Source organism: Mycobacterium sp. SMC-8, from assembly GCF_025263565.1.
In the GTDB taxonomy this organism is placed as follows: Bacteria; Actinomycetota; Actinomycetes; order Mycobacteriales; family Mycobacteriaceae; genus Mycobacterium.
Genome location: NZ_CP079865.1, coordinates 764,207 through 784,533, shown reverse-complemented (window position 1 = coordinate 784,533; position 20,327 = coordinate 764,207). Strand labels below are relative to the sequence as shown.

The window sequence follows — 20,327 nt, the reverse complement described above, 5'->3', positions numbered from 1 at the left end:
AACCCCGCCCCACCAACCGAAATCCGCTGATCTATCGCAAGGTCAGCGGCGCTGCCATCTCATATTGATCGCGAACGTGTGGTGTTGGGTCGGCCTCGTATCGCGCGCGGCCTGCGCTCGACCACGGCGGTGGTGCGTCCTGCCTGGAGAGCACCCAGGCCGCCTGCCGCGCCGCACCGAGCGCCACATACTCGGCAGGCGCCGGTACATCCACCGCCGCACCCAGCACTGCCGGTGCGATCTGCCGGACCGCCTCTGATCGGGCCGCGCCTCCCACGAGGATGATGCGCTGCGCATCGACTCCCTGTTCACGGATCTTGTCCATGCAGAAGGCAATCGAGCAGAGCAATCCTTCGACGGCGGCACGGGCGATGTTGGCGGAGCTGAAGTTACGCGTCGTGACGCCGTGGAGGGCGCCGGTGGCGTCAGGCAGATTAGGGGAGCGTTCGCCCTCGAAGTAGGGCACCAGAACCAAGCCTTCGGCGCCGGCAGGCGCCGACAGTGCGAGCCGGTCGAACTCGTCGAACTCCACCCGCAGCATGTTCGCGACCGCGGCCAGTACCGGCGCGCCGTTGAGGGTGCACACCAACGGCAGCTGGCGTCCGGTCGCGTCGGCGAAGCCGGCGACTATCCCCTCGGGATCCCGCGCACCGACGGAACCCACCGCGCTCACCACGCCCGATGTCCCGAGGGACACCACACAGTCGCCCGTAGACGCCCCCAAACCCAGTGCGGCAGCGGCGTTGTCGCCTGCTCCCGGTCCCAGGGTGAAGCCCCGCGGCGACGTGCCCGCCGGTGCGGAAGGTCCCAACACCTGGGGCACCATCGGCCGCCGTCCCCGCAGCGCAAGCTCGAGCAGGTCGTGGTGATATGTGTCGGTCCGAGCCGAGAAGTACCCTGTCCCGCTGGCATCGCTGCGGTCGGTGTGCAGGTCGGCGATCTCCGATGAGCCGCGCAGCCGCCACGTCAGCCAGTCATGGGGTAGGCACACCGCCGCGGTGGCCTCGGCATGGCGCGGTTCGTGATCGGCCAGCCACCGCAGCTTGGCCGCGGTGATGGCAGCCACCGGAACGACGCCGACCCGCTCGGCCCATGCCGCGGCACGACCCAGCTCGTCGATGAGTTGCGCCGCAGCGCCCGCGGATCGGGTGTCATTCCACAGCAACGCGTCTCGGACCACCCGGCCGGCGTCGTCCAGGCAGATCATGCCGTGCTGCTGTGCCCCCACAGAGACTGCGTCCACGTCGTCGAGTCCGCCCGCAGCGGTGATCGCGTCTTGCAGTGCGCCCCACCACAACTCGGGATCGACCTCGGTGCCGCCGGGGTGCGGCGTCGTCGCCCAGCGCACCGGCCGGCCTGTGGCGGCGTCGCAGACGACCACCTTGCACGATTGCGTCGATGAGTCGACTCCGGCGACGAGCGTCATGTCAGCACCGTCCCGGGTCGGCGAGTGCAGGGGCGAAAGCCAGCCCGGCCACCCTGATGACCAAGGTGTCCGCACCCAGCGTGGCGGGGACGACGCGCACCAGATCCCGCGGCGCCGCCATGGAACGGCGCGGGTCCGTCGAGATCGGCGAACAGTCCTGCCAGCCGCCTCTGGACCACCTAGGTCTCCAGGCATCCCACGCTGCCGCAGTGACATTGCCTGCTGCCGTCGACTCCAAGCCGTCACGGATGCGGCCGATCGCCTGGTCGGCGGTTCGCACGGTTTCCGAAGGGCTCGGCACCTGGGCGTTCGGTATCCGCACCGCCTCACGGACGACGCCGCCCATGGACACCACACCCATCGTGATGGCGTCCACTTCGCGGGCCACTGACAGCGCAAGTAGTGAATCAGTCGGCCGCACAACAGGACTGGGGCGACCGACCTGAGACGGCGGCGGTGCCGGCGACTCTTCGACCAGATCGCGAGCGATCAGCTCTTCGACGAGGTCCTTGGTGATGGAGCGCGACAGTCGGGTGTGACGGGTCAATTCGGCTCGGCTGACGCAGCGCCGACGATCCACCAGCGTGAGCACCCTGGACAGGTTGCGGCGGCGGACGTCGTCGGTGTTGGTGCCCGCCGTCGCGGTCCGCGGGCTTCGCTCGTCTCTGACCCCGCGATACCCCTTCGTATCAAGCCTTGGCACTGGCGCAGACCACCTCTTATGTTCGCACGGGAAACAAAAACCAGCTCCTGTTGTTGGGAGCCTCCCGATGACTGTATTGCAGTCCAGCGTCCCGCGTTCGAAGCGCCGCCCCCAGCGTGCGGAAAAGATCTCCTTCGGGACTTGGCAAGCGCATCGGCGCCCGCAGCCGCGCCGAAGTGGGTGCCCGACCCGACCCGCACGACGATCAGGTGACCCCCCACCGCTTATCTTCCGCACGTCCTCTACCACGACCGGTGCTGTCGAAACCGGCGTCGTCGCCGTCCTCGCCTCGGCCGCCGCCTGTGGGGTCCTCGAAGGGTAATCGGCGATCGACGGTTCCAACGACTGGTGGCCACTGACGCCCGTCCAGTGCGACGACGACGACACCCTCATCTAGGGCCCCGCCCGCTGTGTCGATGCCGACGCTGCTCGATCCCGCGTCGACGAGGAGATCCCCCAGCTGCGCCGCCACCTTGAATGACGTCAGGCTTGCTGTGTCAGGGTCTGTGTGAGCCTTCGGCCGGGCGCCTCGATCTTGATTCGTGCCAAGCGTGTAGCGCTCTGGTAGACACGGACGCCATGCGGACACCTGGGATGTGGAATCAGATTCCGTCGGTGCTCGTAGCGCCGACCACATCGTGCAGGACACCGCAGAGAGTGTCCGCCCAGGCTCGATCATCTTGCTGCATGTTATGGCTGAAGGCCGCGCTGCGTCACGCGCTGCCGTGCCGGACATCATTGACCGGTTGCAGTCCGACGGCTACCGATTTATCACCGTCAGTGAACTGCTCGCGCTTAAGCCGCCGGGCCAGATGTACTCCTCGGTGTAGACCGGGCCGGGTCGCCGCCATCATCATCAGCGGGCGGGCCGGTACACCTTCGACCGGATGCTGCCGGACCGCCCCCGTGCGATCCTCGCGGTCGGGTCTGGGCGGCGCGCTGGTCGTGGCAGCGCGGAAACACCTGATGGACAGCGATTTCCATGTAGCGACGCTGTTGGGCATGGAACGCATCGAAGGTGCCAGGTTCTATGAATCCGACGGGCGGCACTCGACGGCGCGGCACGCGTCGAGGTCATCGGCGATACATCCGTCAGAGAGGTTCGGTACGGCCGCGAGCTCGACTGACTCCGCGGGTCGCCACCCCCGATACCGCCACGACCGCCGCCAGCCCGATGAAGCCCCACGGCACCCCGGCCGCCGCGGCGATGGCCGCCACCATGAGAGGGCCCGCCGCGTCGCCGCATTCACGGCCGACCTCGGCGGCCCCCATGGTCTGGCCCAGCCGCTCCTGCGGTGTCGACCGCGCCAGCATGGTGAACGCCAGCGGAGTGATCAGCCCGCACCCGGCGCCGATGACCACCGCGGCGCACAGAAGGCCCGCCATACCGGGGATCAATGCGGTCGCCAAACCCACCGCGGTGACCGCAATCCCGGTGGTGATGCCCCCGGTGACGGTGATGCGCCCGGCGTCCAGAGCCCGTCCGGCGGCGGGCTGCACCATCGCGGTGGTAAGGGCCAGCACCGAGACGACAGCCCCGGTGACGACCGGTGACAGCCCGGCCGCAGTGCCCAACACCGGCAGGAACCCGACCCCGACCGATAACGCCGCAGTGGCGGCTGCCAGCGCGAGTGTCGGTGTCACGAACGATGATTCGGAGAAGCGGCGCACCGTGTCGAGTAGGGTCTGCCGGGGCCGCGGCAGCGGCGTCACCACCGGCACCGCGACGGCGGCCCACACCGCGACGCCAGCCGCCAATACGGCCATCACGGCGAACAACGAGCGCATACCGCCCAGCGCGACGATGACACCGCCGAGCAGCGGCCCCAGGGTGTAGCCGACGGATTTGTACGAGCCGTAGGTGCCGAACGCGCCGCCGTGTCCGCCGGGCGGGGCGAGCATCGCCACGAGCGCCGACGCGGCGGGGGAGAACGCCGCCGCGCCGATACCCTGGCCGAACCGTCCCGCCCACAGCCATGCGGTGTCGTCGGCCACCGCGTAGGCCGCCGAGGCCGTCGCGAACATCACCAGACCGGCGATCAGCACCTTGCGCGCCCCGATCCGATCGGCCAGCGAGCCGAACACCGGTTTGAGCACCACTTCGGCACCGTCGTAGATCGCCAGGAGCGCACCGAGCGTCAGCAGCGAAGCCGCTGTACCCGTCGTGGTGGTGCCGAGGGTGCCCGCGACGGCGTGCGCGCCGAACGCGGTCGTGAAACCGGCGGCCAGCAGCGGCGCCCGCGCAGTTGCGGGCCTCAGGCCAGCCATGCCCCGATGCGGCGCAGCGCCTCGTCGAGGTCCGAGGACGGACCGGCGAACGACAGTCGCACGAAGGCTCCGCCGCGCACGGTGTCGAAGTCGACTCCCGGCGCGATCGCAACCCCGGTGTCGTCCAACAACTTCGAACAGAACGACAACGAGTCGGTGGTCAGATCAGACACGTCGGCGTACACGTAGAAAGCGCCGTCGGCAGGGGCCAGCCGGTCGATGCCGATCTTGGGTAGACCGTCCAGCAACAGCGCGCGGTTGGCGGCGTAGCCGTGCAGCAGCGATTCGGCTTCGACGACGGCTTCGGGAGTGAACGCCGACACGGCGGCGATCTGCGGCAGTGCGGGTGGGCAGATGGTGAAGTTGCCGGTCAGGCGGTCCACCGCACGTTTGAGCTCGTCCGGTACGAGCAGCCAACCGAGGCGCCACCCCGTCATCGCGAAGTACTTCGAGAAACTGTTCACCACAACGGATTCCCGGGAGGTCTGCCATGCGCAGCTGGTCTGCGCCGCACCCGGATAGACCAGCCCGTGGTACACCTCATCGCTGATCAGGCGCACCCCCGAAGACTCGCACCACGACGCGATCGCCGCGAGTTCCTCGGGCGCGATCACCGTGCCGGTCGGGTTGGCCGGGCTGGCCACGATGACGCCGGCCACCGGAGGAGCGAGGTCCTGCAGCATCTGCAGCGTCGGCTGGAACCGCGTCTCGGGCCCACAGGGCAGCTCGACGACCTCGCAGCCCAGCGCCGACAGGATGTTGCGGTAACACGGGTAGCCGGGGCTGGCGATGGCAACCCGGTCCCCTGCGTCGAAGCAGGCCAGAAACGCCAGCAGGAACCCGCCCGACGACCCGGTCGTCACCACGACGTCGCCGGGATCGACCGCGAGTCCGTGCCGCGTCGAGTACGAATCGGCGATGGCGGCGCGCAGCTCAGGAATGCCCAGCGCGACGGTGTAGCCGAGATCGTTGCGGTGCAACGCCGCGACGGCCGCGTCGCGGACCGCCGACGGAGCCCCGGCGCTGGGCTGGCCGGCCGACAGATTCACCAGGTCACCATGGGTGCGCTGGCGTTCGGCTGCGGCCAGCCACACGTCCATCACATAGAAGGGCGGGATACCCGATCGCAGCGAAGGAGTCACCTCGCCAGGCTAGAACACCTCGGCTTCGAGCCGGTGGAGCTGCTCCCTCGGCGGTCCCAGCAGCGCGGCACTGCCGTGCGCGCGTTTGAAATACAGCTGGATGTCGCTCTCCCAGGTGATCGCGATGCCGCCGTGCATCTGGACGGCCTCGGCCGCGACCTTGCAGAACGCCTCGCTCGCCGCCAGCCGCGCCAACGTAGCCGCGGCCGGGGTCGGCTCGGACACCGCTTCGTCGACCACGGCCTTGGCCGACTGCACGGCCACGAAGAGGTCGGCCATCCGATGCTTGAGCGCCTGGAAACTGCCGATCGGCCTGCCGAACTGCACGCGGTCCTTGGTGTACTGCACGGTGAGCTCAAGACAGCGGGTCGCGGCGCCGACCTGTTCGGCGGCCAGCAGGATGGCCGCCGTGTCGGCCAGCCCGGGATCGGCACCCAGCGGTGCCGTGTCGCCGGCCTCGACGGAGGCCAGCGGCCGCGTGATGTCCATGGCCACCGCGGGCGTGGCGGTGAACGACGTCCAACGGGTCAGCGTCTGGCCGTCGGCTGCGATCACGACATCGGCGACGTTACCGTTGATCACATACCCGGGGTCGAAGACGACCGTCCCGATCGCCGACCCCTCGGCAAGCCCCTCCAGGAGATCGGCGTCCGGCTCGTCGACCGAGAGCAGCGCCAGTTCCGCGAGCGTGGTGCCGAGCAGCGGCGTCGGCACCAGACCCTTCCCCAGCTCTTCGAGAACTGCTGCGGCATCGCCCAATTCGCCTCCGGCGCCGCCGAGCTCCTCGGGAACCACCAGCGCGGCGGCTCCAACCTGTTCGCAGAGCATCCTCCACAGCGACTCGTCGTAGCCCCGCTCGGACGCGGCGGCGTTGCGGACCGCCTCCGGCGAGGCATGCTTGCCGACGAGCGCGGCGACGGTGTCGCGCAGCAGGTCACGTTCTTCGCTCATTTGGTCAGTGCCTCCAAGACTCGCTGCCGGTGCCATGTCGGGTCGCCCCACGCCGGACGCAGTGCCTGAACCCGCAGCAGCAGCAGCGACAGATCGTGCTCCTGGGTGAAACCGATTGCCCCGTGGGTCTGCAACGACGACCGCGCCGACAGCAGGGCGGCGTCCGCGGCCGCCACCTTGGCAGCGCTCACGTCGCGCGCGGTGTCTGCCGATCCGTCGGCGAGTGACAGTGCCGCGCCGTACACCAGCGGCCGGGCCAGCTCGACGGCGATCAGTACGTCGGCCAGCTTGTGCTTGATGGCCTGATAGGTGCCGATCACCGTGCCGAACTGGCTGCGTTGCTTGGCGTACGCCACCGACGCGTCCAGCATCGCCTGTGCCGCCCCCACCAACAGAGCCGAGGTCGCGAGCGCGCCGAGCTCGAATGCGCGGGACACGTCGGCGGCTTTCGCCTCACCGGACGCGCTGACATCGAACAGCTTCCGGCTCGGGTCCACCGACGCGTGTTCGGCGCCCACCGACGCGTCGCTGACCGAGCCGTCCTCGGCCAGCAGAACGAGCCCCGCGCTGTCGGCGTTCACGGCCCGGGGGACCAGAGGCGGCGCGGCGACGGTGGCGATCAGCTCGCCGGCGGCCAACGCGGAGCTGCGCTCGGCCCAGTCCTCGTGGCCGGCGAGGAGCGCCGGAGCCACCGCGATCGACTCGGCGACTGGTCCCGGCACGTTCCACCGGCCGAGACGCTCCAGTGCCACCACGAGGTCCACCGGATGGGCATCGATGCCGTCGAATCTCTCGGGCACCATCAGCGCGGTCACACCCAGCTCGCCGAGTTGGGTCCATACCTTGCGACCGGGTGTGGTATCGCCGTCACCCCAGGCCCGCACCGCGGCGGGCACATCGGCAGCGCCCAGCGCGGCGTCGATGCTCGCGGCGAAATCGCGCTGCTGTTCGTCGATCTCAAAATTCACGTTCGTCTACTTTCGGGGCAGGCCCAGGAGCCGCTCGGCGATGATGTTGCGCTGGATCTCGTTGGTGCCGGCGTAGATCGGTCCGCCGAGGGCGAAGAGCAGACCCTCGGTCACCGAATCCACGAGCTCACCGTCCGCCCCGCGCAGGTCCAGCGCGGTCTGGTGCAGCGTGACGTCGAGCTCGGACCAGAACACCTTGGTGATCGACGACTCTGCGCCCAGCTCACCGCCGTTACTGACCCGGGTGACGGTGCCGAAAGTGTGCAGGCGGTAGGCCTGCGCCTTGATCCACGCATCGGCCACCCGATCGGTGAACGCCGGGTCGGGGTTGTCTTTCCACTGTGCGACAAGGCGTTCCGCAGGGGCCAGGAAGCGGGCCGGACTGCGCAGCGACATGCCGCGCTCGTTGCTGGACGTGCTCATCGCGGCACGCCAGCCGTCGTGCACCCCGCCGATCACATCCCGGTCGGGAACGAAGACCTCGTCGAGGAAAATCTCTCCGAACCCGGTGTCGCCGCCCAGCTGTGCGATCGGGCGGACCGTGACGCCGTCGGCCTTCAGGTCGAACATGAAATAGGTCAAACCCTTGTGACGCTGGGCCTGCGGGTCGGAACGGAACAGGCCGAAGGCCCGCTCACCGAACACTGCGCGTGAACTCCAGATCTTCTGCCCGTTGAGCAGCCAGCCGCCGTCGGTCCTGGTCGCTGTCGAACGCAGCGAGGCCAGGTCGCTGCCGGATTCCGGCTCCGACCACGCCTGCGCCCAGATCTCCTCGCCGCTGGCCATTTTCGGCAGGATGCGGTCCAGCTGTTCCTCGGTGCCGTGTGCGAACAGTGTGGGCGCCAACATCGAGGTGCCGTTGGCGCTGGCCCTGCCCGGCGCACCGGCGCGGAAGTACTCCTCCTCGTAGACGATCCACTGCAGCAGCGATGCATCCCGTCCGCCGTACTTGGCCGGCCAGGTGATCACCGACAGGCCGGCGTCGAAAAGCGCCTTGTCCCAGCGGCGGTGCTGCTCGAACCCCTGGGCGGTGTCGTACGACTTGGTCGGGAACGCATCCCGGTTCGCGGCCAGGAACTCGCGCACCTCGGCCTGGAATTCGGACGTGGCGTCGTCGAAGGTCAGGTCCAACTCAGGCCCTCTCACTGTGTTCGCGCAGCAGTGGCTTGACCACCTTGCCGCCCGGGTTGCGTGGAAGCGCGTCGAGGAATTCGACGCTTCGCGGGGTCTTGAAGTTCGCGAGATGCTCCCGCGTGTAGGCGATGACGGTCTTCTCATCCAGGGTGACGCCGGGCCTGAGGACCACGAACGCCTTTCCGACCTCGCCGAGGCGCTCGTCGGGTACCCCGATCACCGCAGCCTCGGCGACCCCGTCCAGGCGCGCGAGCACCTGCTCGATCTCGGCGGGGTAGACGTTGAAGCCGCCGCAGATGTACATGTCCTTGAGCCGGTCGGTGATCTTCAGGTTGCCTGCGTCGTCGAGCTCTCCGACGTCGCCGGTGTGCAGCCACCCCTCGGCGTCGATCGCCACCGCGGTCGCTTCCGGGTCGTCGAGGTAACCCAGCATCACGTTGGGTCCGCGCAGCAAGACCTCGCCCTGATTCCCGATGCGCAGTTCGAAATCCGCGATCGGGCGCCCCGAGGTCGTCGCGACGGTCACCGCGTCGTCGTCGGCGCGGCACATCGTCCCGAAACCCGCCGCCTCGGTCAGCCCGTACGCGGTGAGCACAATGTCGATGTCGAGTTCGTTCTGCATCCGCTCGATCAACACGACGGGGATGGTCGCGGCCCCCGTCACCGCGAATCTCAGTGAGCTGAGGTCGTATTCGGCACGCTTCGGGTGGTCAAGCAGCGTCTGGTAGATCGTCGGCGGACCGGGCAGCACGGTGATGCCGTGCTGCTCCACGGCACGCATCGTGTTCTCGGGGTCGAATGTCAGCTCCGGGAACAGGGTGGCGCCGGTCTGGAGGCAGGCCAGGATGCCGGCCTTGTAACCGAAGTTGTGGAAGAACGGGTTGATGCACAGGTAGCGGTCGGAGCTGGACACCTCACCGCACGCCGCCCACGCCGCCGACGCGTCGAGCGACTGCCGGTGTGCGCAGCGCACACCCTTGCTGCGGCCGGTGGTGCCCGAGGTGAACAGGATGTCGGAGACGTCGTCGTCGGCGACCGCCGCGACGCGCTCGTCGACCGCATCCATGTCGGTCCCCCGACCCATGAACTCATGCCAGGACCCGTCGTCCTTCTCGATCGGGATCCGCACCACGTGGCGCAGCGCGGGCACCGCGTCACGGTCTACCGAACCGGCCTTGTCCGCGCCGAGGAACTCCCCGGAGGCGAACAGCAACGGCGCACCGGTGCGCGACAGGATGTCTTCGGCCTCTGTGGCGGTGTAGCGGGTGTTGAGCGGGACCAGGACGCCGCCGGCGTGGTGAATGGCCAGGCACGCGACCACCCAGTGCCAGGTGTTCGGCGACCAGATCGCCACCCGGTCGCCCGGTTTGATGCCCAGATCGATCATCGCCGCGGCGGCCCGGCGGACCTCGGCGCGCAGTTCGGAGAATGTCAGCGTCCTGGCCTGAGGGCCGCCCGCCACCACCGCGTCGTGGTCGGGAAGCTCGCGCGCGATCCGATCGAGAGCCGCGGGAGTGGTCCGCCGCCGGTCCCTTTCCCGGTCGCTGCGCTCCTGCCCACCGGCGGTCGTCATCGATGCTCCTCTAGGGATCGGCTACCCAAGCAAGTGCTTGGTAGGCTACCCTACAGGGGTGATAGAGGTCCAGGAGTTCAGGGCTGAGGTCCGCGACTGGCTCGCCGAGAATCTGGTCGGTGACTACGCCGCGCTGAAGGGTCTGGGCGGCCCCGGCCGCGAGCACGAGGCCTTCAAGGAGCGGCTGGCGTGGAACCGTCATCTGGCCGCCGCGGGGCTGACCTGTCTGGGGTGGCCTGAAGAGCACGGCGGCCGTGGTCTGTCGGTGGCGCACCGCGTCGCGTTCTACGAGGAGTACGCCAAGGCCAACGCCCCCGACAAGGTCAACCACCTCGGCGAGGAGTTGCTCGGCCCGACACTGATCGCGTACGGCACCCCCGAACAACAGAAGCGATTCCTGCCGAAGATTCTCGACGTCACCGAACTGTGGTCGCAGGGTTACTCCGAGCCGGGCGCCGGCAGCGACCTGGCCAACGTGTCCACCACCGCGGCACTCGACGGCGATCAGTGGGTCATCAATGGACAGAAGGTCTGGACGTCGCTCGCGCACTGGGCTCAGTGGTGCTTCGTGGTGGCCCGCACCGAGAAGGGCTCCAAGCGGCACGCCGGCCTGTCCTATCTGCTGGTTCCGCTGGACCAGCCCGGCGTCGAGATCCGCCCGATCATCCAGCTCACCGGCGACTCCGAGTTCAACGAGGTGTTCTTCGACGACGCCCGCACCGACGCCGACCTCGTGGTGGGGGAGCCCGGCGACGGGTGGAGGGTGGCCATGGGGACACTGACGTTCGAGCGCGGTGTGTCCACACTCGGTCAGCAGATCCGTTATGCGCGTGAGCATTCCAACCTCGTCGAGTTGGCCAAGCGCACCGGCGCGGCTGACGACCCACTGATCCGGGAGCGGCTGACCCGGTCGTGGGCGGGTCTGAAGGCGATGCGCTCGTACGCGCTGGCGACCATGGATGTCGAAGGGGCGGCATCGGCCGCCGGAAAAGACTCAGTGTCGAAACTGTTGTGGGCGAACTGGCATCGCGAGCTCGGCGAGATCGCGATGGACGTCCAGGGGGTGGCCGGGCTGACGCTGCCCGACGGCGAGTTCAGCGAATGGCAGCGGCTGTACCTGTTCTCCCGCTCGGACACCATCTACGGCGGATCCAACGAGATTCAGCGCAACATCATCGCCGAGCGGGTGCTCGGACTGCCCAGGGAACCCAAAGGTGCCTGACGAGCGCTTGCGCGAGGAGGAGAAAACTGTGACCGATCTTTCTGTCGCGCCCCCCGAGATCGAGGGCCACGGCCTGCTCAAGGGCAAGGTCGTGTTGGTGACCGCCGCGGCAGGCACCGGCATCGGGTCGACGACGGCTCGGCGCGCACTGCTCGAAGGCGCCGACGTGGTCGTGTCCGACTATCACGAACGCCGGCTGGGGCAGACGCGTGACGAACTCGCCGCGCTCGGGCTGGGCAAGGTCGACTCGGTGGTCTGCGACGTCACCTCCACCGAAGCCGTCGACGCGCTGATCAGCTCCACGGTGGAAAAGGCCGGCCGGCTCGACGTTCTGGTCAACAACGCCGGTCTGGGTGGCCAGACCCCGGTCATCGACATGACCGACGATGAATGGGACCGTGTGCTCAACGTGACGCTGACGTCGGTGATGCGTGCGACGCGCGCCGCGTTGCGCTACTTCCGCGACGCACCGCACGGCGGCGTGATCGTCAACAATGCCAGCGTGCTGGGTTGGCGCGCACAGCATTCCCAGTCCCACTACGCCGCGGCAAAGGCCGGTGTGATGGCCCTGACTCGTTGCAGTGCAATCGAGGCCGTCGACTACGGGGTGCGCATCAACGCGGTGTCGCCCAGCATCGCCCGGCACAAGTTCCTGGAGAAGACCAGCAGTTCCGAGCTGCTGGACCGGCTCGCCGAGGGTGAGGCGTTCGGCCGCGCCGCCGAGCCGTGGGAGGTCGCGGCCACCATCGCGTTCCTGGCGAGTGACTACTCCAGTTACCTGACCGGCGAGGTGATCTCGGTGTCGAGCCAGCGCGCATGAGCGGTGAACAGGCCCCGCAGGCCAATACCCGTCGCGACGAGCTGCTCGCGCTCGCCGCGACGATGTTCGCCGAGCGCGGCCTGCGCGCCACCACCGTGCGTGACATTGCCGACTCGGCCGGGATCCTGTCGGGCAGCCTCTACCACCACTTCTCGTCCAAGGAGGAGATGGTCGACGAGGTGCTGCGCGGCTTCCTGGACTGGCTGTTCGCGCGCTATCAGCAGATCATCGAAACCGAGTCCAACCCCCTGGAGCGTCTCAAGGGCTTGTTCATGGCGTCGTTCGAGGCCATCGCGACCCGGCATGCCGAGGTGGTGATCTATCAAGACGAGGCGAAACGGTTGTCCTCACACGAGCGGTTCAGCTATGTCGAGGAACGCAACAAAGAGCAGCGCAAAATGTGGGTCGACGTGCTCACCCAGGGTATCGCCGAGGGTTATTTCCGGCCTGACGTCGACGTCGACCTGGTGTACCGGTTCATCCGCGATACCACCTGGGTGTCGGTCCGCTGGTACCAGCCCGGCGGACCGTTGACCGCGCAAGAGGTGGGCCAGCAGTACCTTTCGATCGTTCTCGGCGGGATAACCGCCGGGCCAACAAGCAAGGAGAGCAGCAATGGCTGAGGCGTATGTCATCGACGCTGTACGCACCGCGATCGGCAAGCGCAACGGGTCGCTGGCCGGCATGCATCCGGTCGATCTCGGTGCGGCGGGATGGCGCGGCCTGTTCGCGCGCAACGACGTCGACCCGGCCGCCGTTGACGACGTCGTCGCCGGCTGCGTCGACGCAATCGGCCCGCAGGCCGGCAACATCGCGCGGCTGTCCTGGCTCGCCGCCGGCTACCCGGAAGAAGTGCCCGGTGTGACCGTCGACCGCCAATGTGGTTCCAGCCAGCAGGCGATCTCGTTCGGTGCACAGGCGATCCTGTCGGGCACCGCTGATCTGATCGTCGCCGGCGGAATGCAGAACATGAGCCAGATCCCGATCAGCTCCGCGATGATCGTCGGCGAGCAGTTCGGATTCACTTCTCCGACAAACGAATCCAAGAGCTGGCTGCACCGTTACGGGGACCAGGAGATCTCGCAGTTCCGCGGCGCCGAGATGATCGCCGAGAAGTGGGACATCTCCCGTGAGGACATGGAGCAGTTCGCACTGACCAGCCACCAGCGCGCGCAGGCCGCGATCCGGGCGGGCCACTTCGAGAACGAGATCATCCCGGTCGACGTGGACGGCGGCAGCTTCGCGATCGACGAGGGCCCGCGTGACACCTCGCTGGAGAAGATGGCGGGCCTGAAGACCCTCGTCGACGGGGGACGGCTGACCGCGGCGATGGCGAGCCAGATCTCCGACGGCGCCAGCGCCGTACTGCTCGCCTCTGAGAAGGCGGTCAAGGAGCACGGCCTCAAACCTCGCGCGCGCATCCACCACATCAGCGCCCGCGGCGCCGATCCCGTGTTCATGCTCACCGGCCCTATCCCGGCCACCCGCTACGCGCTCGACAAGACCGGGCTGTCGATCGACGACATCGACACCGTCGAGATCAACGAGGCGTTCGCGCCGGTCGTACAGGCCTGGCTTAAGGAGACCAAGGCCGACCCGGATAAGGTCAACCCGAACGGTGGCGCGATCGCCCTCGGCCATCCGCTCGGCGCCACGGGCGCAAAGCTTTTCGCCACGATGCTGAACACGCTGGAGCGCACCGGCGGGCGCTACGGCCTGCAGACGATGTGTGAGGGCGGCGGCACCGCGAACGTCACGATCATCGAACGACTCTGAAGATCAGGTAACCGTGGCGCCACGCCGGTAAAGGCGTGCTCGTTCGTCTCGCGCTGTCTTGTGAGATGGATCACCGCGCCGGAGCCAAGGTAACGATTTGATCACAGCTGAGAAGGCGCTGTGAGCTGCTGATGGGCGGAAACGCCGCCGTCAGCGCGCCGCAGCGGGAATGGGATTCCGTATCTGGGCGGCCATCGGAGGCTTGCGCGTCAAACCTTTGCCGGAATACGGTCGGAGCACCGATGACGTAACTGATGACGCACGAAAACTCTGTTCGGTGGTGATCTCAAAAGTGAACATACCTGTGCCGCCTGGCGCAGACCTTGCGCCGCGCACGTGGACAACCGCTGCGAAAAGCGCTGTGGTACGCAGCAATTCATGGGCCCGCTTTCTTCGGCGACCGTCTGATCGGGACGCGATCGCGATGCACGGTCTTGTTGCCGACACCGGCGTGCTCGATGTGAACTCGACGTACACCTATCTGCTGATGGCCACGGACTTTGCCGACACCACGATAGTGGCGGACCGGGACGGCGATCTCTGCGGTTTGATCACCGCCTACTTCCCCCCAGCCCGGCCCGACGTCCTATTCGTCTGGCAGGTCGCCGTCGCCGCTTCCGCGCGCGGTACCGGACTGGCCGGCGTCATGCTGGACACCTTGGTCGACAGGGTGCGGCGTGACCGCCACGGTCATCCGGTCACCGTCGAGGCCACCGTGTCACCGGACAACGCGGCCTCGCGGGCCTTCTTCGGCGCATTCGCCAGGCGGCACGGCGTCCGTATCGTCGAACAACCCCACTTCACCTCTGCTCAACTCGATTCCGGCGGAAACCACGAGGACGAGCCACTTCTGCGAATCGGTCCGCTCGCGACACCCCTGGTCGACTGACCACCACCGAAAGGACACATGTCAACTCCAGCCACCATCGTCCGTCCCGAAGAACCCGATCTCCCAGCGGTGTACAGCTCCGTCGAATCGGAGGTTCGCAGCTACTGCCGCGGCTGGCCGGCCACCATGGCTACCGCCCAGGGATCGTGGGTGACCGACACCTCTGGTTGCCGCTATCTTGATTTCTTCGCCGGCGCAGGGGCTTTGAACTACGGACACAACAATCCGATCCTCAAGGAGCCGCTGCTCGATTACCTGTCCAGCGACATGATCGTGCACTCGCTGGACATGGCGACCGAAGCCAAGACCCGCTTCCTCGAGACGTTCGAGCGGCTGATCCTGCGGCCGCGCGGACTCGACTACAAAGTGCAGTTCCCGGGACCGACCGGGGCGAACACGGTCGAGGCAGCGCTCAAACTCGCCCGCAAGGTGACCGGCCGCGAGTCGATCATCAGTTTCACCAACGCATTTCACGGAATGACGCTCGGGGCTTTGTCGGTCACCGGCAACTCGATGAAGCGCGCCGGTGCCGGAATCCCACTGGTCCATGCGACGCCGATGCCGTACGACAACTACTTCGGCGGGGTCACGGAGGATTTCCATTGGTTCGAGCGTGTGCTCGACGACTCCGGCAGCGGCCTGAATCGACCGGCTGCCGTCATCGTCGAAACCGTGCAGGGCGAAGGCGGTCTCAACGTGGCGCGGGTGGAGTGGCTGCGCGGGCTGGCCGAGTTGTGTCAGCGTCGTGAGATCCTGCTCATCGTCGACGATGTCCAGATGGGGTGCGGGCGGACAGGTCCGTTCTTCAGCTTCGAAGAGGCCGGTATCGTCCCCGATATCGTCACGCTGTCGAAGTCGATCAGCGGTTATGGACTGCCGATGGCGCTGACCCTGTTCCGCCGCGAACTCGACGTATGGGCTCCCGGTGAGCACAACGGGACCTTCCGGGGCCACAACCCGGCTTTCGTCACCGCCGCCAAAGCGCTCGAAACCTATTGGGAGACCGAAACATTCGTCGAGGACACACTGGCCAAAGGTCAGCGGGTTCGAGAGCGGCTCGACGGTATCGCCGCGAGCCACCCGGGCATCAGTGCCCGTGGGCGCGGGTTGGCCCAGGGGCTGAAGTTCGAGGATGCGGCGCTGGCGGGTGCGGCGTGCGCCGCCGCGTTCGAGCGGGGCCTGCTGATGGAGACCAGCGGTCCGTCCGACGAGGTGATCAAGCTACTACCCCCGCTGACGACATCCGAAGAGGAGCTGGACACAGGCATCGACATCCTCGCCGAGTCGATCGCGGTGACTGTCGCCTGAACGACCGCCGAACCATCTACAGAAAGGAGCGTGCAGACCGTTGATCGTCCGCACCACTGACGAGATTACCGGGACGAATCGCGATGTGGCAGCCAAGCATTGGCGGTCCAAGCGGATCATCCTGGCCGACGACGGCGTCGGGTTCTCTTTTCACGAGACCACCATCGACGCGAACTCGGTGAGCGAGTTCCACTATCAGCACCATGTGGAGGCCGTCTGGGTCGTGGAGGGCACAGGCACGCTCACCGATCATGAGACCGGCGAGGTGTATCCCTTGCGGCCCGGCACCATGTATCTGCTCAACGGTCATGAGCGGCACCGGGTCACCTGTGAGACCACGATGCGCATGCTATGTGTGTTCAACCCGCCCGTCACCGGCCAGGAGGTCCACGACGAGAACGGCGCCTACCCCCCGGCGGTGCGGGCGAGTTGAGTTCCGAGCATCCCTCGCAGAGCGCAGACCGGTACCCCACCCGGCTCGATGAGCAGATCGACCCGATCACGCGCGCGGAGCCGACGGTCTGGGGTACATCGGCCCACGGCCCGCTCGCCGAATCTGATCTGCAGTCCATGGCGCGCAACGGCTATCTGGTGCGGTCCGACACCGTGGAGGCGGCCTGGCTGCCGGCGTTGACCGCAGAACTCGACCGCGTTGCGGCGACATCGGACGGGCAGGACCCACGGATCATCCGCGAGCCCGGTGGCAGCGTCCGGTCGGTGTTCCAGCCGCACCTGTTCAGCGATCTGATCGGCGAGGTCGTCACCCTCGACACCGTGCTTCCCGTCGCCCGTCAGCTTCTGGGTAGCGACGTTTATCTGCATCAGGCGCGCATCAACATGATGCCCGGCTTCACCGGCACCGGCTTCTACTGGCACTCCGATTTCGAGACCTGGCACGCCGAGGACGGCATGCCCGAGATGCGTGCGGTCTCATGCTCGATCGCGCTGACGCAGAACTTTCCATACAACGGCTCGTTGATGGTGATGCCCGGGTCGCACCGGGTGTTCTACCCCTGCGTCGGTGCCACACCCCGCGACAATCACGCGTCGTCATTGGTCAAGCAGGAGATCGGCGTACCGAGCCGCGCCACCTTGACCGCAGCCGCCGATCGGCACGGCATCGAGCAGGTCACCGGGCCCGCGGGAACCGCGCTGTGGTTCGACTGCAACATCATGCACGGATCGGGTTCGAACATCACGCCGTACCCAAGGTCGAACATCTTTCTGGTGTTCAACTCTGTGCAGAACCGGCTGGTGGCGCCGTACCGGGCCGAAACCCCGCGTCCGGAGTATCTGGCGGCTCGCACGAGCCACCCATTCAGCACCCCTGCCCTCGCCGGCTGACGCCGAAATCGCATTCCACGCGCCGTTTTTCGCGAAATCCGCACGTGGAATGCGATTTCGGCGGGCTCAGTGGTCGTGCAGGATCACGCCGCGGATGTTGCGTCCGGAGCGCATGTCCTCGTAGCCCTCGTTGACCTCGGCCAGCTTGTACTCGTGGGTGACGGTCTCGTCCAGCAGCAACTTGCCCTCGCGGTACAGCGACAGCAGCCGCGGGATGTCGGCGCGCGGGTTGGCCTCGCCGTAGAGGCTGCCGAGCAGCCGCTTCTGGAACAGCGTGAACATCATCATGCCCAGCGTCGGCTGATTATCGGCCATCGTCGACAGCGCCGTCATCACCACGGCCCCGCCCTTGCGGATGATGTTGGCAGCCTCCTCGAGCATCGAGCCCTCCAGCAGACCGACGGTCAGGATCGCCGAGTCGGCCATCACCCCGCGGGTGAGCTCGGCGACCAACGCGGTCGCCTCTTCCATCGAGGTCACGAAGTGTGTGGCACCGAACCGGAATGCCAAGTCCCGCTTCGATTCCACCGGTTCGACGACGACGATCTTCTCGGCGCCGGCCAGCCGGGCGCCCTGGATCGCGCCGCTGCCGATGCCGCCCAACCCGATGACGACGACGGTGTCGCCGGGGGAGACGTCGGCGGTGTTGACCGCCGAACCCCAGCCGGTGGTGACGCCGCAGCCGAGCAGGCACGCCCGCGACAGCGGCAGGTCGTCGTCGATCTTGACGATGGACGCCTCCGGCACGGTCCCGTACTGGGAGAACGTGCCGACGAGCGCCATCACGCCGACGTCCTGTCCGCGGATGTGGCGGCGGTAGGTGCCGTCGAGCTGAGTGCCGGCCATGATCATCGCGCCGAGGTCGCATAGGTTCTGATGGCCGGTCGAGCAGAACCGGCACCGCCCACAGGCGGGCAGGAACGACGCCACGACGTGGTCGCCCGGCGCGAGACCGACGACGCCCGGACCGACCTCGCGGACGATACCCGCACCCTCGTGGCCGCCGATCAGGGGCAGCGGGGCGGGCAGATCGCCGGTGCGGATGTGTTCGTCGGAATGGCACAGACCGGTGGCCTCCCAGGACACCAGCACCTCACCGTCACCCGGCGGATCGAGGTCGATTTCCTCCACCGTCCAGTCTCCGCCGTACTCCCACAGAATCGCCGCGTTGGTCTTCATGCGGCCGAGTCTAGGAAGCTCGCATCGAGCGCACGGCGGAATCGCTGGACGCGTGTCAAATGTGTGATCACCACCGGCCCCGGACGCGGTCGCGGTAGTTCCGCCCGCCCGGGTCGTAGAACATCCGGTAGGCCGGTCCCGCCCACAGCCGGGTCAACCGGCTCAGCCGCTCGGGCCGGTGCGGACGCAGTCGGCCCGCCGGGCGCGGACCCTGCCGCCCGGCCCTGTGCCAGTCTTCGAGTGCCTCAGCCGAGGCGATGATCTCCGCGACAGCGGTGTGTGGTTCGGCCAGCCCGCCGTCCTGGCTACCGTCCTCGGCACGGTCGAGGTGCTCACGCAGCAACCGCAGCCGCAGATCCCGCGCGAACACGCCGTCGTCGTCCAGCACCGCGCACGACAGCTCGCTGTCATGGGTCCAGGACCGTCGGTTGAAGTTGTCGCTGCCGACGCTGGCCCACACGTCGTCCACCACGCATACCTTCGCATGTACGTAGACAGGTGTACTCCAATGGTTTTCGAGGTCGAACACATGCACACGCTCAGGGCTGACCCGGCTGCAGGCCTCGATCGCCTCGCGACGGCCGATCAGGTTGGGCGGCAGCGCCAGCCTGCCGTCGACATCGGGATGACGCGGGACCACGGCCACCAGATGCAGGTCAGGATTGTCGGCGAGGGCACCGGCGAACAACTGAGCCACCCGCTTCGACCACAGATACTGGTCCTCCAGATAGATCAGCCGGCGGGCGCGGCGTACCGCCTTGCTATATCCCCTGGCGATGCTCCGCTCGCCGTCAGGGGCGAAATCGTACTCGAAATGCGCGTCGGGATAGGTGCGCAGCACCTGTACCGTGTGCCGCCCGCAGGGCGGTGGGTCGGGCGGTTGTTCGGGTAGTTCACCGGGTTCGAGGTCGGCGCCGCGCAGCTTGTCGCGGATCCAGGCGACCGGCGACAGCATGTCCAGCTGGGCGGGGTCGGTCCAGCGCTCTCGGAACGCGGTATCCAGCGCGCCGACCACCGGGCCCTGCAGCCGCAGCTGCACGTCATGCCACGGCGGGTGGTCACCGTAGCTTTTCGCCATCCGGACCGCTTGAGGGTCCCCGCGATGAGATGCGTCGTCGCGCCGGGAATGGCACAGGTCGATTCCTCCGGCGAAGGCGACGTCACGGTCGGGGGCGTCCGGATGGCGCAGCACGACGAGCTTCTGGTGGTGGGAACCGCCGAAGCGGACCCGCTGGTCGAGCAGCACCTCTCCGCCGGCCTTCTCGATCGCCTCGCCCAGGTGCTGGTTCTCTTCCTCGCTGTAGGCGAATCTGTCGAGATGCGAACGCCACACGAGACCTTTGACCACGACGCCGCGCTCGGCGGCGTGGCAGAAGAGCTGGGCGACTGTCGGTCCGTCGTCACGCATCTTCTGGCCGGGGTCACCGCGCCAGTCGGTGAAGAACAGGTGGTCACCGGCGCGTAACGCCTCCACTTCGGTGACCAGCTGGTCGAAGTAGGTCGCGCCGTGGATCAGCGGCTCCGCGCGGCTGCCCGCACACCAGGCGGGCAGCCGGGAGTGAGGGTTGCCGCGCTCCTCTTCGGTGAGGAACCACTCCGCGAGATCCGACATGCGTTCTCAATA

19 protein-coding genes are annotated in these 20,327 nt (G+C 67.6%); 9 read left to right on the top strand and 10 right to left on the bottom strand.

The annotated features are described in order from the left end of the window. Positions 1–31 precede the first annotated feature (31 nt). Positions 32–1,426: a xylulokinase gene (locus KXD97_RS03900; RefSeq protein ID WP_260755550.1), complete on the bottom strand. Its 1,395-nt coding sequence runs from the start codon at positions 1,424–1,426 to the stop codon at positions 32–34. Position 1,427: 1 nt separating this feature from the next. Further along, positions 1,428–2,129 (bottom strand): hypothetical protein, encoded by a 702-nt coding sequence (locus KXD97_RS03895; RefSeq protein WP_260755549.1) that lies wholly within the window; start codon positions 2,127–2,129, stop codon positions 1,428–1,430. A gap of 596 nt (positions 2,130–2,725) precedes the next feature. Between KXD97_RS03895 and KXD97_RS03890 the strand changes: the two genes are divergently transcribed. After that, complete coding sequence (locus tag KXD97_RS03890; protein ID WP_260755548.1) at positions 2,726–2,959, top strand: hypothetical protein; 234 nt, start codon at positions 2,726–2,728, stop codon at positions 2,957–2,959. A 262-nt stretch (positions 2,960–3,221) separates the two neighbouring features. On the opposite strand, the gene KXD97_RS03885 is transcribed toward KXD97_RS03890, so the two are convergent. The 6 genes from KXD97_RS03885 to fadD3 are packed head-to-tail and all read right to left on the bottom strand — an operon-like array spanning position 3,222 to position 10,165. After that, complete coding sequence (locus KXD97_RS03885) at positions 3,222–4,397, bottom strand: MFS transporter (protein ID WP_260755547.1); 1,176 nt, start codon at positions 4,395–4,397, stop codon at positions 3,222–3,224. Further along, positions 4,385–5,497 carry a pyridoxal phosphate-dependent aminotransferase gene (locus KXD97_RS03880; RefSeq protein ID WP_260757826.1) on the bottom strand — a complete coding sequence of 371 codons (1,113 nt, stop codon included), beginning with the start codon at positions 5,495–5,497 and terminating at the stop codon, positions 4,385–4,387. The genes KXD97_RS03885 and KXD97_RS03880 overlap by 13 nt, the downstream gene beginning before the upstream one ends. A gap of 51 nt (positions 5,498–5,548) precedes the next feature. Continuing rightward, positions 5,549–6,490 (bottom strand): acyl-CoA dehydrogenase family protein, encoded by a 942-nt coding sequence (locus tag KXD97_RS03875; RefSeq protein WP_260755546.1) that lies wholly within the window; start codon positions 6,488–6,490, stop codon positions 5,549–5,551. Continuing rightward, positions 6,487–7,458, bottom strand: a complete 972-nt coding sequence (locus KXD97_RS03870; RefSeq protein ID WP_260755545.1) for an acyl-CoA dehydrogenase family protein — start codon at positions 7,456–7,458, stop codon at positions 6,487–6,489. The genes KXD97_RS03875 and KXD97_RS03870 overlap by 4 nt, the downstream gene beginning before the upstream one ends. Before the next feature lie 6 nt (positions 7,459–7,464). After that, complete coding sequence (locus tag KXD97_RS03865) at positions 7,465–8,589, bottom strand: acyl-CoA dehydrogenase family protein (protein ID WP_260755544.1); 1,125 nt, start codon at positions 8,587–8,589, stop codon at positions 7,465–7,467. Position 8,590: 1 nt separating this feature from the next. After that, complete coding sequence (gene fadD3 / locus KXD97_RS03860) at positions 8,591–10,165, bottom strand: 3-((3aS,4S,7aS)-7a-methyl-1,5-dioxo-octahydro-1H-inden-4-yl)propanoate--CoA ligase FadD3 (RefSeq protein WP_260755543.1); 1,575 nt, start codon at positions 10,163–10,165, stop codon at positions 8,591–8,593. Between the two features lie 58 nt (positions 10,166–10,223). Between fadD3 and ipdE1 the strand changes: the two genes are divergently transcribed. The 8 genes from ipdE1 to thpD all read left to right on the top strand — a co-directional run bounded on the left by ipdE1 (position 10,224) and on the right by thpD (position 17,524). Continuing rightward, positions 10,224–11,387: an acyl-CoA dehydrogenase IpdE1 gene (ipdE1, locus tag KXD97_RS03855; RefSeq protein WP_260755542.1), complete on the top strand. Its 1,164-nt coding sequence runs from the start codon at positions 10,224–10,226 to the stop codon at positions 11,385–11,387. Positions 11,388–11,415: 28 nt separating this feature from the next. Then, entirely contained in the window at positions 11,416–12,207 is a 792-nt protein-coding gene (gene ipdF / locus KXD97_RS03850) for a (5R,7aS)-5-hydroxy-7a-methyl-1-oxo-2,3,5,6,7,7a-hexahydro-1H-indene-carboxyl-CoA reductase (RefSeq protein ID WP_260755541.1), read from the top strand. Next, positions 12,204–12,830 carry a TetR family transcriptional regulator KstR2 gene (gene kstR2, locus KXD97_RS03845; RefSeq protein ID WP_260755540.1) on the top strand — a complete coding sequence of 209 codons (627 nt, stop codon included), beginning with the start codon at positions 12,204–12,206 and terminating at the stop codon, positions 12,828–12,830. The genes ipdF and kstR2 overlap by 4 nt, the downstream gene beginning before the upstream one ends. Next, entirely contained in the window at positions 12,823–13,983 is a 1,161-nt protein-coding gene (gene fadA6 / locus KXD97_RS03840; RefSeq protein ID WP_260755539.1) for a steroid 3-ketoacyl-CoA thiolase FadA6, read from the top strand. Before kstR2 ends, fadA6 begins: the two co-directional genes overlap by 8 nt. A gap of 424 nt (positions 13,984–14,407) precedes the next feature. Continuing rightward, positions 14,408–14,872: a diaminobutyrate acetyltransferase gene (ectA, locus tag KXD97_RS03835; protein WP_260755538.1), complete on the top strand. Its 465-nt coding sequence runs from the start codon at positions 14,408–14,410 to the stop codon at positions 14,870–14,872. A gap of 18 nt (positions 14,873–14,890) precedes the next feature. Continuing rightward, on the top strand, positions 14,891–16,180 hold the full coding sequence (ectB, locus tag KXD97_RS03830; protein ID WP_260755537.1) for a diaminobutyrate--2-oxoglutarate transaminase: 1,290 nt from the start codon (positions 14,891–14,893) through the stop codon (positions 16,178–16,180). A 40-nt stretch (positions 16,181–16,220) separates the two neighbouring features. Next, complete coding sequence (locus KXD97_RS03825) at positions 16,221–16,613, top strand: ectoine synthase (protein WP_260755536.1); 393 nt, start codon at positions 16,221–16,223, stop codon at positions 16,611–16,613. Continuing rightward, positions 16,610–17,524, top strand: coding sequence for an ectoine hydroxylase (gene thpD, locus KXD97_RS03820; protein ID WP_260755535.1), 915 nt, complete (start codon positions 16,610–16,612; stop codon positions 17,522–17,524). Before KXD97_RS03825 ends, thpD begins: the two co-directional genes overlap by 4 nt. A 66-nt stretch (positions 17,525–17,590) precedes the next feature. On the opposite strand, the gene KXD97_RS03815 is transcribed toward thpD, so the two are convergent. Continuing rightward, positions 17,591–18,703 carry an NDMA-dependent alcohol dehydrogenase gene (locus tag KXD97_RS03815; protein WP_260755534.1) on the bottom strand — a complete coding sequence of 371 codons (1,113 nt, stop codon included), beginning with the start codon at positions 18,701–18,703 and terminating at the stop codon, positions 17,591–17,593. A gap of 67 nt (positions 18,704–18,770) precedes the next feature. Continuing rightward, positions 18,771–20,315: a phospholipase D-like domain-containing protein gene (locus tag KXD97_RS03810; protein ID WP_260755533.1), complete on the bottom strand. Its 1,545-nt coding sequence runs from the start codon at positions 20,313–20,315 to the stop codon at positions 18,771–18,773. Positions 20,316–20,327: the final 12 nt, after the last annotated feature.

Coding starts and splice junctions, on each gene's coding strand:
- KXD97_RS03875 (WP_260755546.1), bottom strand. CDS start 6,490: ATGAGCGAAGAACGTGACCTGCTGCGCGACACCGTCGCCGCGCTCGTC.
- KXD97_RS03880 (WP_260757826.1), bottom strand. CDS start 5,497: ATGGACGTGTGGCTGGCCGCAGCCGAACGCCAGCGCACCCATGGTGAC.
- ectA (WP_260755538.1), top strand. CDS start 14,408: ATGCACGGTCTTGTTGCCGACACCGGCGTGCTCGATGTGAACTCGACG.
- fadA6 (WP_260755539.1), top strand. CDS start 12,823: ATGGCTGAGGCGTATGTCATCGACGCTGTACGCACCGCGATCGGCAAG.
- KXD97_RS03810 (WP_260755533.1), bottom strand. CDS start 20,315: ATGTCGGATCTCGCGGAGTGGTTCCTCACCGAAGAGGAGCGCGGCAAC.
- ectB (WP_260755537.1), top strand. CDS start 14,891: ATGTCAACTCCAGCCACCATCGTCCGTCCCGAAGAACCCGATCTCCCA.
- KXD97_RS03815 (WP_260755534.1), bottom strand. CDS start 18,703: ATGAAGACCAACGCGGCGATTCTGTGGGAGTACGGCGGAGACTGGACG.
- KXD97_RS03900 (WP_260755550.1), bottom strand. CDS start 1,426: ATGACGCTCGTCGCCGGAGTCGACTCATCGACGCAATCGTGCAAGGTG.
- kstR2 (WP_260755540.1), top strand. CDS start 12,204: ATGAGCGGTGAACAGGCCCCGCAGGCCAATACCCGTCGCGACGAGCTG.
- fadD3 (WP_260755543.1), bottom strand. CDS start 10,165: ATGACGACCGCCGGTGGGCAGGAGCGCAGCGACCGGGAAAGGGACCGG.
- KXD97_RS03885 (WP_260755547.1), bottom strand. CDS start 4,397: ATGGCTGGCCTGAGGCCCGCAACTGCGCGGGCGCCGCTGCTGGCCGCC.